The organism is Levilactobacillus acidifarinae DSM 19394 = JCM 15949, assembly GCF_001434835.1.
GTDB lineage: Bacteria > Bacillota > Bacilli > Lactobacillales > Lactobacillaceae > Levilactobacillus > Levilactobacillus acidifarinae.
The window spans coordinates 189439-201963 of record NZ_AZDV01000003.1 but is presented as its reverse complement, the minus strand read 5'-3'; the positions used below and the strand labels follow the sequence as shown (position 1 = coordinate 201963).

The window sequence follows — 12525 nt, the reverse complement described above, 5'->3', positions numbered from 1 at the left end:
TTTTGGTGGTGGTCATTGTACACTTAAAGCACTGTGGACGCATCGAGGTCACTCGGTGCCAACTAAAAAAACGAGAAAGAGGCGCAACCAATTTGGCTAAAAATGCAATTCGGGTTCGTTATGCTCCGAGCCCCACTGGACATCTGCACATCGGTAACGCGCGGACGGCGATCTTTAATTATCTGTTTGCCCGCCACAACAAAGGTAAGTTTATTATTCGGATCGAAGACACGGATACTAAACGGAACATCGCGGACGGTGAACGGAGCCAGTTGGAAAACTTAAAGTGGCTCGGTTTGGACTGGGATGAAGGTCCCGACGTTGGTGGGGACTTTGGCCCGTACCGGCAATCCGAACGGCGCGACATTTACACGCCTCTCATTCAACAATTGATGGATGAAGGGAAGGCTTACGAATCTTACCGGACGGAAGACGAATTACAAGCCGACCGGGAAGCCCAAAAGGCGCGGAGTGAAATGCCGCACTACGAGTACGAATACGCTGGCATGACCGAAGACGAAAAGCAGGCCGCCATTGACGCCGCTAAGGCCAAGGGCTTAAAGCCGGTTATCCGGTTCCGCGTACCTAAGGATGAAGTCTTTGAATGGGACGATATGGTCAAGGGCCACGTGTCCTTTAACTCCGACACCATCGGGGGTGACTTCGTCATTGCCAAGCGTGACGGCATGCCAACCTACAACTTTGCCGTTGTGGTTGACGACCACAAGATGGCCATCAGTCACGTCTTCCGGGGTGACGACCACGTGGCCAACACACCTAAGCAATTGATGATCTACAAGGCCTTTGGCTGGGACGCCCCTAAGTTCGGTCACATGAGCCTGATCATCAGCAAGGACACCGGTAAGAAATTGTCCAAGCGTGACGAATCCGTCTTACAATTTATCGAACAATACCGCGACCTGGGTTACTTACCAGAAGCCATGTTCAACTTCATTCTGTTGTTGGGCTGGTCACCGGTTGGTGAAGACGAAATCTTCACCCGCAAGCAATTCATCAAGATGTACGATGAAACGCGGTTGAGCAAGTCGCCCGCTACGTTTGACATGGACAAGTTGGAATGGTTGAACAACCGTTACGTCAAGGACGCCGACGAAAGCACCATCGCCGACTTAGCCATGAAGCAATTGATCAAGGCCGGTAACCTACCAGCCAAGCCAAGCACGTCAGAAATTGAATGGGCGCGGCAATTGATCAACTTGTACAAGCGGCAAATGAGCTACATGGCGCAAATCAACGATATGGCTTCCGTCTTCTTCGAAGAACCCGAAAAGGTCGAAGGGGATGCCTGGGACGAAATTAACAACGAAACGGCGCCGGTTGTTTTGAAGGCCTTCGCCGCTGAAATCGAAAAGCTCGACCTGTTTGATTCCGTGGAAATCTTCCACGTCATCAAGCGCGTGCAAGCCCAAACCGGCATCAAGGGCCGGCAACTCTGGATGCCAATCCGGATTGCCGTGACCCACGAAATGCACGGACCAGAATTACCGGAATCCATCGAATTGGTGGGCCGCGAAACGGCCTTGAAGCACATCCAACAAACGTTGGACCAATTGGGTGCCTAAATTAGCGTTGGCGTAAAAGTCTGAAACTCCGGTTTCGGGCTTTTTTGCTACGCCAATTGACGGGGTTACCGTCGGCTTGGTATCCTAAATGCAGAGGTGAGCTGTGATGCGTAAACTTGGCAAGTGGGTCCATGGTTACTGGGAAAATACGTTACTGGCAAATTTACTGGAAGGGGCGTTTGCCGTCATCATGACGGTGGTTTTAGCGGTGGGACACCGACGGTCTTCTAAATAGGGAGCCGCGGGTCCTTTACCCGGAATTAACGATTTTGTAAAGAAGCCGACAACCAGGGCCGTTCGCCGCGGTTTCGGCTTCTTAGTTGCGGGGGGAATATGCTACAATGGACCTAACTATTGTTTAGTACGTGAAGGGAGCCTCGGGAATGCTCAAAGTTTTTAACACCATGACGCGACAAAAAGAAACGTTCGAGCCGATTACACCGGGCGTAGTCAACATGTACGTCTGTGGGCCGACCGTCTATAACTACATCCATATTGGCAATGCCCGGAGTGTGATTGCCTTTGATACCATCCGTCGGTACTTCGAATACCGCGGTTATCAGGTGAAGTACGTCTCTAACTTTACCGACGTTGACGATAAAATGATCAATGAAGCCCGCAAGGAAGGCATCACGGTGCCAGAACTGGGGGATAAATTTATTCAGGCCTTTAAGGAAGACACCGCGGCTCTAAACATTGAACCGGCGACGGCCAATCCCCGGGCCACCGACTATATTCAAGAAATCATTGAATTCGTCCAAAAATTGATTGACAAGGGCTACGCGTACCCGGCCGACGGTGACGTCTATTACCGGGCCCGGAAGTTTAGCGACTACGGTCAACTGGCCCACCAAAACATTGACGAGCTAGAAGAGGGTGCTTCGCAGCACACCAACGACGAAGAGACCGCCCGGAAGGAAGATCCCGTCGATTTTGCCTTATGGAAGGGTGCTAAGCCGGGCGAAATCTCCTGGCCCTCACCCTGGGGAGCCGGGCGTCCCGGTTGGCATATCGAGTGCTCCGTGATGTCGACCAACTTGTTAGGCGACACTTTTGATATTCACGGTGGGGGCGAAGACCTGATCTTCCCGCACCACCAAAACGAAATTGCCCAGAGTGAAGCCGAAACGGGCAAAACGTTTGTCCACTATTGGTTGCATAACGGGTTCGTGACGGTCGGCGATGAGAACCAGAAGATGAGTAAGTCGTTGGGGAACTTCGTGACGGTTCACGATCTGTTGAAGACCGTTGATCCCCAAGCCTTACGGTTCTTCATGGCGACTACCCAGTACCGACGGCCCATTCAGTATACTCAGCAGAACTTAGATACCGCCACGCGAAACCTCGAACGCCTACAAACGGCCTACGACAACATGGGCTATCGCCTGCAAGACGCCGAGGCCGGTAACGACCCCAAGGCTGAGCAGGAAGTTCGCCAGATTACGGCCGACTATACCGATGCGATGGACGACGACTTTAACGTGCAAAACGGGGTCGCCGAGGTCCACGAACTGGCCCGGTTGGGTAACGTCTATGCCGAACGGCCGGTGGTCTTTAAGGGCACGCTGGAGTTCATGCGGCAGACGTTAAGTGAACTCTTAAGCGTCTTTGGCGTCAACTTCACGGAAAGTGCCGAACTCGACGATGACCGGATTGAAGCATTGATCAACGAACGCGTGGTAGCACGCAAGAACCGGGATTTTCAACGCAGCGATGAGATTCGTGAGCAGTTGAAGGCCCAGGGGATTATCTTGGAAGATACCCCGCAAGGCACCCGGTGGAAGAAAGGAAATTCATGACAAACACAGCTTACCAACAGTTAAACGGGGTAGCGTTGGCCTACATGGGTGATGCCGCTTACGAAGTGATCATTCGTCGCCACCTGATCGAAGAGGGCCTGGCGAAGCCTAACCATCTGCAGCGCACGGCCACTCATTACGTCTCGGCTAAGGCCCAAGCGGCACTGATCGCGTTGATGGAACAAGATAAACTTTTGAGCGAAGACGAATGGGCCGTGTTTAAGCGCGGCCGCAACGCTAAGAGTTACACCCACGCGAAGAATACCGACGTGGTGACTTACCGGATTTCCACCGGGTTTGAAGCCCTGATGGGGTATCTGGCCTTGAGTGACCAGCAGGACCGGGTCGACGAATTAAGTCAATGGTGCATCCAACAAGTAGAAGCGGGGCGGACAGAATAATGGGAGAAGAACAAACTGATTTCGTGATTGGTCGGCATCCGGCCGTGGCCGCCTTGCGCAGCCAACAAGCCATCAACAAGGTTTTCTTACAGAGTGGCCTCAAGTCTGAAGCCCTCGATGAGATTCGTCAACTGGCCCAGCGGCGGCACCTGGTGATCTCCGAAGTACCGAAGCAGAAGTTAGACCAACTGACGGATCACCAAAACCACCAAGGGGTGGCCTTAGGCGTCGCGGCGTTTGAATACGCCAGTATCGACGACCTTTACGCCAACGCCGAAAAGAAGGGCGAAGAACCGTTCTTCTTGATTCTCGACAACATTGAAGATCCGCATAACTTAGGTTCCATCTTACGGACGGCCGATGCCAGTGGCGTGCACGGGGTCATTATTCCGAAGCGCCGGGCCGTGGGGCTGACCTCAACGGTGGCTAAGACCTCGACGGGGGCCATCGAAACGGTGCCCGTGGCGCGGGTGACTAACCTGGTCAAAACGGTCGACGACCTGAAACAACGGGGCATGTGGATCTTTGGGACCGACATGGCCGGGACCGATTACCGCGATTGGAATGCTAAGGGCGCCGTGGGGCTGATTATCGGGAACGAAGGCAAGGGCATCTCGCGTTTGCTGAAGGAAACCGTCGATCAAACGTTGACTATCCCGATGGTGGGAACGGTTCAAAGCTTGAACGCCAGTGTGGCGGCGGGCCTATTGATGTACCAAGGCTTCAGTTCCCGGCACCCGGTTCAACACTAATTTAGCGAAAGGAGGGGACGGGTCATCAAACAAGATATCTTAATCGTCGACGCGTATAACATGATCGGCAACTGGCCCGAACTCGGCCGGCTAAAGCAGCAAGAACGGTTACCGGAAGCTCGTGATCAACTGTTGAACATGTTGGCTAATTACCATAAGTTACGGGAGTCCATCATTTACGTGGTGTTTGACGCGATGTACGTGCCGGGCATCTCGAAGAGTTATCAGCAATACGATCTGCACATTACCTGGACCAACCGGGACGAAACGGCCGATAGTTACATTGAAAAATTGGCTAAGAAACTCCAGACCCGGTTTACCCAGGTGACCGTGGCCACCAGTGATCAGGCTGAACAGTGGACCATCTTTTCGGAAGGGGCGTTGCGGATCCCGGCGGGGGAACTCTTGCGCGATATCGAACGGGCGCAAAATGAGGTTAAGCAGACCGCGCGGGAGTTTGCCGATAAGGGCTTGGTCCGCAAGTCCCCCTGGAATGATCAGCAGCTCTATAAGTTAGAGAAGCTCCGCGATCAGCTGATGGGGCCTAAAGCGCCAACTCGGCAAAAAATCAAACGGAAACGGAAAAAATAAACGGGCGTTCGCTTAGCACGCCTTGGCTCACCCGGTAGACTGAAGCTAGTTTACTGAGGGGGCTTTTTAGATGGAACAGTTAGAGGATTGGCAATTGATCGACTTGATTCGGACGTGCGGGGATTCGGCGGCCGTACAGGAATTGTTTGGCCGTTACCGACCGGTGATGTTGCGGTTACGTCAACAATATTATTTGCCGGAACACGACCTAGACGACTGGGAACAAGAAGCCCGGTTAGTCTTGTGTGCGGCGACCCATAAGTTCGATCAGGAGCGGTCTACTAGCTTTGGGGCCTTTTATAAGCTCAACCTTAAACATCGCGTCTATGATTTGATTCGGCAGAGCCAGGCGCAGAAACGGCACGCACAGGTGTTATCTTTTGACGCCCAATGGGCCTATTTTGCCGATACCCTGGTGGATCCGCGAATGCAGGTCCGCGAAAGCCTCGAATTACAGGAGACGCTCCAACGATTGTTGCCCCGACTATCCCCGGTGGAACGGGCGGTTTTTACGGCGCTTTTACGCAAGGCGACCCCGGCAGACATTAGTCAAGAGTTTGCGTGGCCCTTAGAACGGGTCGTGGCCGCCCTCCATCGTTGCCGGCAGAAGCTGCGGCAATTGCTTACGGAATGATTGACGTTGAGAAAAAACGATGGTAAGCTATTGCAGTATTCGTTATACTATTAAAATGAAGGTGGTGGCAGGATGGCTCAACGCAGGATCGCTTTGGCCTGTTCAGTTTGCGGGTCTCGGAACTACACCATCGCAGCAAGCGCGACCCGTACTCAACGGTTAGAAGTTAAGAAGTTTTGTAAGCATTGTGGGAAGCACACGTTGCATCGTGAAACGCGGTAAACCCACACACATTGTTTAGGGAGGCAACACCATGCGGTTATTCCGATTCTTTAAGGCGGTCGGTCAAGAAATGAAACAGGTTTCCTGGCCCGGCGTTAAGCAAACCCGGCACGACACGGGAACGGTTGTCGGTATTTCAGTTCTGTTCGCAATTTTCTTTGCGGTCGTGGATTGGATTGTTCAATTTGGCTTGAAGTTCATTTCCTAAGGGGAAGGTTCGAGTGGCCAAATGCCGAAAAATATGCTATATTGAATCTAACGGGAACTTCGTGTAGTGCGAAGTTTTTTTATTTTGTCTAAAAAAGGAGTGCACCAATCAAATGGTCGAATCAGAAGAAAAACAATGGTACGTGCTGCATACCTACGCCGGCTACGAAAACAAAGTGAAGGCGAACTTGGAATCTCGGTCGGAATCCATGGGGATGCAAGACAACATCTTCCGCGTGGTCGTACCGGAAGAAGAGGAACACGAAGTTAAGAATGGTAAGGATAAGGTCACGATGGAAAAGACCTTCCCGGGCTACGTGCTCATCGAAATGGTCATGAGTGATCAAGCTTGGTACATCGTGCGGAACACGCCGGGGGTCACCGGGTTCTTGGGTTCTCACGGGCAAGGCAGTAAGCCAACGCCATTGTTGCCCGACGAAGTGGAACGCATCATGCGGACGATTGGGATTTCGGCGCGACACGCGAGTCTGGACGTCGAAGTCGGCGATTCGGTCACGATCGTGGACGGTGCCTTCAGCGGCTTAGTGGGTAAGATTACCGAAGTCGACAACGAAAAGATGAAGCTCAAGGTCAACATCGATATGTTCGGTCGGGAAACCAGTACGGAACTGAACTTCGACCAAGTTGACCCCATTGTGGCCTAACCTTTTTAGGGTTATCCAGTGAGCATTCAACCCAGCGTCTAGGCGGCAGATGATTTCTGTGACTAGGAGATTGAAGCGACCACGCTTAAGCGAGCCGCCACCCGGCCATCCGGTAAGGCGTAGGGCACCATCTGGTAAAACCGAAAAAGCACTTGTGACGGTAGATAATGTGTGGTAAACTCTTCAGGTATGCGTACCGGTTACGCATGTGTTAAACGTGGGAGGAACCTAAATTGATCGGTTCCAGTTACCACACACGGACTTAAGGAGGTATTGTCTCGTGGCTAAAAAAGTAGCTAACGTAGTTAAATTGCAGATTCCTGCAGGCAAAGCAACCCCAGCTCCCCCAGTTGGACCAGCACTGGGTCAAGCAGGGATCAACATCATGGGCTTCACGAAGGAATTCAACGCTCGTACCGCTGACCAAGCTGGTATGATCATTCCTGTTGTGATCAGCGTCTATGAAGATCGTTCCTTTGATTTCATCACCAAGACCCCTCCAGCAGCAACGCTGTTGAAGAAGGCTGCCGGTGTTGAACATGGTTCTGGCGAACCTAACACGAACAAGGTTGCTAAGGTAACCAAGGATCAAGTTAAGCAAATCGCTGAAACTAAAATGCAAGATCTAAACGCAGCTGACGTTGAAGCAGCTATGCGCATGATTGAAGGTACTGCCCGGAGCATGGGCTTCACGGTCGAAGGTTAAGCTCAGTTTTCGGATAGTCGGACACTTCACGAAAATGAAATGTGTCAAGTGGGAGGTTTATCCGTTACAACCACATTTGCAAGGAGGAATACACAAACATGGCTCAAAAACGAGGTAAGAAGTATCAAGACGCTGTTAAGCAGGTCGAAGCCGGTAAGGTTTACGCTGCTAACGACGCCGTTGAATTAGTAAAGAACATTGATTTCGCTAAGTTTGACGCAACTGTTGAAATTGCGTTCAAGCTTAACGTTGACACGAAGCAAGCCGATCAACAATTACGTGGCGCCTTAGTCCTGCCTAACGGTACGGGTAAGGAAACCACGGTGATCGTCTTCGCTAAGGGTGACCAAGCTAAGGCTGCGGAAGCTGCCGGTGCCGACGTTGTCGGTGAACAAGACTTGGTTGAACGTATCCAAGACGGCTGGTTGGACTTTGACGTTGCCATTGCAACGCCAGACATGATGGCCCAAGTTGGTCGTTTAGGTCGGGTCTTAGGTCCTAAGGGCTTAATGCCAAACCCTAAGACGGGTACGGTTACGATGAACGTGACCAAGGCCGTTTCCGACGCTAAGAACGGGCAAGTTACTTACCGGACTGACCGGGACGGTAACGTGGCTGTTCCTGTCGGCAAGGTTTCCTTTGATGCTGACAAGTTAGTTGGTAACTTGAAGGCCATCGCTGAAACGGTTGTTCGTGCCCGTCCAGCTTCTGTTCGGGGGACTTACGTCCAACACGTTTCCATCGCTTCAACGTTCGGCCCAAGTGTCGACGTTGACTTGGCTACTTTAGTAGACTAAGTTCATTTGGAATCAAAAAAATCCCCCATCAATGGTTGACACGTGTGTTAACTTATTGTATGCTGTTGAAGTTGTAAAATAGATCTACCGAAGACTCAGGTGACGTATTCGTCTCAAATTTGCCTGCCGAGGAAGAAGTTTATTATTGAACTTTTAACTCTCTATGTCTTGGTGGCATGGGGATTTTTTAATCCCACCAAACTACTCTGGGAGGTGAACAATTTGAGTGAACAAGCTATTGCTGTTAAAGCAAAAAAGGTTGATGACGTCGTTGAAAAGTTCAACGCCGCCACCAGCGCAATCGTAGTTGACTACCGTGGGTTAACGGTTGAACAAGTCACTGACTTACGGAAGCAATTACGGGATGCAGGCGTTCAGATGAACGTCATCAAGAACAAAGTCTTGACGCGGGCAGCTGAAAAGGCAGGTTACGGCGACTTAAACGATGTTTTTGCCGGTCCTACTGCCGTTGCGTTTTCTAACGAAGACCCAATCGCCCCAGCTAAGATTTTGAAGAAGTTCTCCGATAGCGTTGATGCCTTGGAAATCAAGGGTGGTTACATCGAAGACAAGATCATGTCCGTTGATGAAATCAACGTTTACGCTACCTTGCCTAGTCGTGAAGACTTGCTCTCCATGCTGGCTAGCGAACTTCAAGCTCCTATCCGTAACGTGGCTTACGCAATTAAGGCCGTTGCTGAAAAGGGCGACGATGGTGAAGCCGCATAAGCGACGCCCACTATCACTAGTAACATAAAATATAAAACCCAATTATTGGAGGAAAATAACATGGCTTTTGATAAAGATGCTATCATTGCTTCTCTTAAAGAAGCATCCATTACTGACCTTAACGACCTTGTTAAGGCTATCGAAGACGAATTTGGCGTTTCTGCTGCTGCCCCAGTTGCTGCAGCCGGTGCCGCTGGCGGCGACGCTGCGGCTAAGGACTCATTCGATGTTGAATTGACTGAATCCGGTGACGCTAAGGTTAAGGCTATCAAGGCTGTTCGTGAAATCACTGGCCTTGGTTTGAAGGACGCTAAGGGTCTTGTTGACAACGTACCATCCGTCATCAAGGAAGGCGCTACTGAAGACGAAGCTAACGACATCAAGGAAAAGCTTGAAGCCGTTGGTGGTGTCGTAACTCTTAAGTAGTTACAACCAACTCGTTAATAAATTACGGTGTTCCCATTATGGGAGCACCGTTTTTTTGTCGCCAAAATTGGGATGGACTGACGCGGTCACGTAACGGGGTGGTCAGAACTTTCAAAAGTGCCCTCACTGGTAAATAAACCGTTAAACCGGGAGACCACGCTATGGCGGCCCCGTTTTTTTGGTATACTTAACTCAATCAACACATAAGGTGACACAACCAACTTCGGGACAAACGGGGAAAAGCGTTGGCTTTTAAGCCCGGAGTTTAGATAATAAAGGGGGAAATTGTTGTGGGGGTGACAAGTGTGTGGCAACGACTCCAAGTATGGATTCAAAAACGACTGACCTTAATTAAAGGTGTTTTTCTGCTGTCCGTTCTCTTGTTAGTGATTCGTGAATTAGGGCGGATCGGTCATGAAATTAGTGGGGCGCAGTTACGAGCGGCTCTAGGGAATTTGGACGTGACGACTGTCATTATGTTGGCCGTGGTGGGCTTCATCGCGGTGCTGCCGATGCTGGTCTATGACTTTACGATTGTGGAATTTTTACCGGGCCACTTCTCCACGGGTTACATTATTCGCAGTGGCTGGGTCACCAATACGTTTACCAACCTAGCCGGGATGGGCGGGCTACTGGGGGCGAGCTTACGGGCCAACTTTTACTCGGCCTCGGCGTCTAAGAAACAGGTGCTGTACGCAATTTCTAAGATTGCGTTGTTTCTGCTGGCGGGACTCTCACTGTCCTGTTGGGTGGCACTGGTGATGCTGTTTGGGTTTGATATCGGCGCGCCGTACCGGGGCTATTGGTTCTGGTTACTCGGTGGTGGCCTGTATTTTCCGGTGTTGTTTCTCTTTACGCGGTTTAACGACGGGGAGTTCTTTCAAGATCTGACTTGGACGCGCGAACTACGGTTGATCATCGGGTCCAGCCTGGAATGGGGCAGCTGTGCGCTGTTTTTCCTGTTGATTGGCTGGGCGTTACGTCTGCCGTTGGACTTTGCGGCGGTCTTTCCGATGTTCGTCGTGGCCTCCGTCGCCGGGGTCGTGTCGATGATTCCCGGGGGCTTAGGGTCCTTTGACGTGTTCATGATCTTTGGTTTAGGGCTGTTAGGCGTCGGTCGGGCCGATGCCGTGGGCTGGCTACTGCTTTACCGGCTGTTCTATTACCTACTCCCATTCTGTGTGGGGGTCGGCCTGTTCGTACACGACGCCGGGCACCGCTTGAATCAATTCTTGGCGGGCCTACCCGTGGCGATCTTACGCCGGGGCGCCCACCTCTTCGTGGTCACCTTCATGTATTTCTCCGGGGTCATGATGTTACTGTACGCGACGATTCCGGACGTGGTGTTAGCGAACAAGTTATATATGCGGTTAATTCCGTTCATGTTCTACTTTCTTAGTCAGGTCACCAACCTGATCATGGCCTTTCTGTTAATTGGTCTGGCCCGGGGCGTCGGTTCACGGGTGGCGCGGTCGTTTTGGCCGACATTGGTGGTGCTCTTACTGGCGATTGGCAACACGCTGTGGCGTGAGAACTTTCCAGGGGGCTTAGCCGCCTTACTGGGATTGGTGTTAATCTGTCTAATTTTGGCTAAACCGGAACTGTCGCGGCAGAGCTTCCACTATTCGTGGGGAGGGCTGTTGACGGACGGTAGTATCTACGTGGTGACCTTCGTACTGTACACGGTGCTCGGTTTTCTGGCGAGAAATCCCCACCGACGGCCCCAGTTCCTGCAAGCCTGGTTACCACCGTCGACGCAGGTCTGGTTAAACGGTCTGGGAGGGTTATTAATTGCCTTGGTCATTCTACTGACCATTAATCGGTACCTCTCGGCGCCCCAGGTGGCTTGGCTGAAACAGCCGTTTGACGCTCAGCGGGTCCGCAATTTGATTTTAAAGTACGGGGGGAACGAGGTTAGTCACCTCGCCTTCCTTCAAGATAAACGGACGTTCTTCTACCAGCAGGACGGGGAAGATCAACTCATGATTCTTTTCCGGCAAAAAGCCGATAAGCTGTTGGTCATGGGTGAACCGATTGGGAATCAGGAGGCCTTATTGCCGGCGCTACAGACATTCATGCGCGACGCCGACCGGGCCGGGTTACGGCCGGTCTTTTACGAAATCAGTGAAGAGTTGACCCTGCGGTTACACGAAATGGGGTTCGACTTCATCAAGGTCGGCGAAGAGGGCCACGTGGATTTGACCACCTTCAGTTTGGCCGGCAAACCGCACCGTGGGGAACGCGCGTTGGTTAATAAATTCAAGCGGGAAGGGTACGAGTTTAAGTTACTTCAGCCGCCGTTGAGTGATGCCCAGTACCAGGAATTGAAGACCATTTCCGATTCCTGGTTGGGCGACGAGGCCGAGAAGAGTTTTTCGATGGGCTTCTTTAACCGCGACTACCTGAACGAAGCACCGATTGCGGTGATGACCGATGCTCGCGGTAAGATGGTGGCCTTTGCCAACCTGATGCCGACCGGTGATCGCAAGATGACGTCGATCGATCTGATGCGTAGTAGCCATGACGCGCCGTCTGGGATCATGGACGGACTGTTCGTGTACTTGTTCCTGACCTGTCGTGAACAGGGCTACACCAGCTTTAATTTGGGCATGGCGCCCCTAGCTAACGTGGGGGTCTCCGAGTTCAGTTTCATTGAAGAACGTATCGCCCACTTAATCTACGAATACGGATCGAACTTTTACAGCTTCCAGGGGCTCCGGGCCTACAAGGAAAAGTACGTGGCGGTCTGGCAACCCAAATATTTGGCATATCGTCGTCGTGAATCATTGATCTTTACCATGCTGCAACTCATGCAGGTTATCAACCGACCGGGCATGGGAGAAAAGGCTAAATTTCTACCGCGGTGGCTGGATCATTGGCTGGTCGACGAGGTCGATTGGGAAAACCGGGAGTAAACTTTGACTAAACGTAGGAAGCAAGTCTGGGACAAAAGTCTCAGGCTTTTTTGTGCTCCGAACATCTGGTGCCGAAACGTGCGCCAAAAGGCAGCTGG

Annotated in this window: 15 protein-coding genes and 1 other annotated feature; all 15 genes read left to right on the top strand. The window is 51.7% G+C overall.

Annotated features, from left to right (window positions below):
• Nucleotides 1-92: 92 nt before the first annotated feature.
• The 15 genes from gltX to mprF all read left to right on the top strand — a co-directional run bounded on the left by gltX (nt 93) and on the right by mprF (nt 12427).
• A complete protein-coding gene (gltX, locus tag FD25_RS01585; protein ID WP_057800833.1) occupies nt 93-1583 on the top strand; it encodes a glutamate--tRNA ligase in 1491 nt (496 codons plus the stop codon).
• 106 nt (nt 1584-1689) lie between these two features.
• On the top strand, nt 1690-1818 hold the full coding sequence (locus FD25_RS14385) for a hypothetical protein (protein ID WP_263862328.1): 129 nt from the start codon (nt 1690-1692) through the stop codon (nt 1816-1818).
• A 148-nt stretch (nt 1819-1966) separates the two neighbouring features.
• Nucleotides 1967-3382, top strand: coding sequence for a cysteine--tRNA ligase (gene cysS / locus FD25_RS01580; protein ID WP_057800832.1), 1416 nt, complete (start codon nt 1967-1969; stop codon nt 3380-3382).
• The gene (locus tag FD25_RS01575) at nt 3379-3783 is read left to right on the top strand and encodes a Mini-ribonuclease 3 (RefSeq protein ID WP_057800831.1); all 405 of its coding nucleotides are present in this window, start codon (nt 3379-3381) and stop codon (nt 3781-3783) included. The genes cysS and FD25_RS01575 overlap by 4 nt, the downstream gene beginning before the upstream one ends.
• Nucleotides 3783-4535, top strand: coding sequence for a 23S rRNA (guanosine(2251)-2'-O)-methyltransferase RlmB (rlmB, locus tag FD25_RS01570; protein ID WP_057800830.1), 753 nt, complete (start codon nt 3783-3785; stop codon nt 4533-4535). The genes FD25_RS01575 and rlmB overlap by 1 nt, the downstream gene beginning before the upstream one ends.
• A gap of 24 nt (nt 4536-4559) precedes the next feature.
• Nucleotides 4560-5126 (top strand): NYN domain-containing protein, encoded by a 567-nt coding sequence (locus FD25_RS01565; RefSeq protein ID WP_057800829.1) that lies wholly within the window; start codon nt 4560-4562, stop codon nt 5124-5126.
• 70 nt (nt 5127-5196) lie between these two features.
• Nucleotides 5197-5760, top strand: a complete 564-nt coding sequence (locus FD25_RS01560) for an RNA polymerase sigma factor (protein ID WP_057800828.1) — start codon at nt 5197-5199, stop codon at nt 5758-5760.
• 72 nt (nt 5761-5832) lie between these two features.
• Nucleotides 5833-5982, top strand: coding sequence for a 50S ribosomal protein L33 (rpmG, locus tag FD25_RS13840; RefSeq protein WP_083484044.1), 150 nt, complete (start codon nt 5833-5835; stop codon nt 5980-5982).
• Between the two features lie 31 nt (nt 5983-6013).
• On the top strand, nt 6014-6190 hold the full coding sequence (secE, locus tag FD25_RS01555; RefSeq protein ID WP_057800827.1) for a preprotein translocase subunit SecE: 177 nt from the start codon (nt 6014-6016) through the stop codon (nt 6188-6190).
• Between the two features lie 112 nt (nt 6191-6302).
• A complete protein-coding gene (nusG, locus tag FD25_RS01550; RefSeq protein ID WP_057732371.1) occupies nt 6303-6854 on the top strand; it encodes a transcription termination/antitermination protein NusG in 552 nt (183 codons plus the stop codon).
• 280 nt (nt 6855-7134) lie between these two features.
• Nucleotides 7135-7560, top strand: coding sequence for a 50S ribosomal protein L11 (gene rplK, locus FD25_RS01545; protein WP_057732369.1), 426 nt, complete (start codon nt 7135-7137; stop codon nt 7558-7560).
• A 98-nt stretch (nt 7561-7658) separates the two neighbouring features.
• Complete coding sequence (gene rplA, locus FD25_RS01540) at nt 7659-8357, top strand: 50S ribosomal protein L1 (protein WP_057800826.1); 699 nt, start codon at nt 7659-7661, stop codon at nt 8355-8357.
• A 69-nt stretch (nt 8358-8426) separates the two neighbouring features.
• Nucleotides 8427-8555 (top strand) — a sequence feature (ribosomal protein L10 leader region).
• Nucleotides 8556-8579: 24 nt separating this feature from the next.
• The gene (rplJ, locus tag FD25_RS01535) at nt 8580-9086 is read left to right on the top strand and encodes a 50S ribosomal protein L10 (protein WP_057800825.1); all 507 of its coding nucleotides are present in this window, start codon (nt 8580-8582) and stop codon (nt 9084-9086) included.
• A gap of 60 nt (nt 9087-9146) precedes the next feature.
• Entirely contained in the window at nt 9147-9512 is a 366-nt protein-coding gene (gene rplL, locus FD25_RS01530; protein ID WP_057800824.1) for a 50S ribosomal protein L7/L12, read from the top strand.
• Between the two features lie 296 nt (nt 9513-9808).
• The gene (gene mprF, locus FD25_RS01525; protein WP_057800938.1) at nt 9809-12427 is read left to right on the top strand and encodes a bifunctional lysylphosphatidylglycerol flippase/synthetase MprF; all 2619 of its coding nucleotides are present in this window, start codon (nt 9809-9811) and stop codon (nt 12425-12427) included.
• The last annotated feature ends 98 nt before the right edge of the window (nt 12428-12525 follow it).

Excerpts from the sequence above, each read along its gene's own strand:
- FD25_RS14385 (WP_263862328.1), top strand. The coding sequence starts at position 1,690 with ATGCGTAAACTTGGCAAGTGGGTCCATGGTTACTGGGAAAATACGTTA.
- cysS (WP_057800832.1), top strand. The coding sequence starts at position 1,967 with ATGCTCAAAGTTTTTAACACCATGACGCGACAAAAAGAAACGTTCGAG.
- FD25_RS01575 (WP_057800831.1), top strand. The coding sequence starts at position 3,379 with ATGACAAACACAGCTTACCAACAGTTAAACGGGGTAGCGTTGGCCTAC.
- rlmB (WP_057800830.1), top strand. The coding sequence starts at position 3,783 with ATGGGAGAAGAACAAACTGATTTCGTGATTGGTCGGCATCCGGCCGTG.
- FD25_RS01560 (WP_057800828.1), top strand. The coding sequence starts at position 5,197 with ATGGAACAGTTAGAGGATTGGCAATTGATCGACTTGATTCGGACGTGC.
- rpmG (WP_083484044.1), top strand. The coding sequence starts at position 5,833 with ATGGCTCAACGCAGGATCGCTTTGGCCTGTTCAGTTTGCGGGTCTCGG.
- secE (WP_057800827.1), top strand. The coding sequence starts at position 6,014 with ATGCGGTTATTCCGATTCTTTAAGGCGGTCGGTCAAGAAATGAAACAG.
- nusG (WP_057732371.1), top strand. The coding sequence starts at position 6,303 with ATGGTCGAATCAGAAGAAAAACAATGGTACGTGCTGCATACCTACGCC.
- rplA (WP_057800826.1), top strand. The coding sequence starts at position 7,659 with ATGGCTCAAAAACGAGGTAAGAAGTATCAAGACGCTGTTAAGCAGGTC.
- rplL (WP_057800824.1), top strand. The coding sequence starts at position 9,147 with ATGGCTTTTGATAAAGATGCTATCATTGCTTCTCTTAAAGAAGCATCC.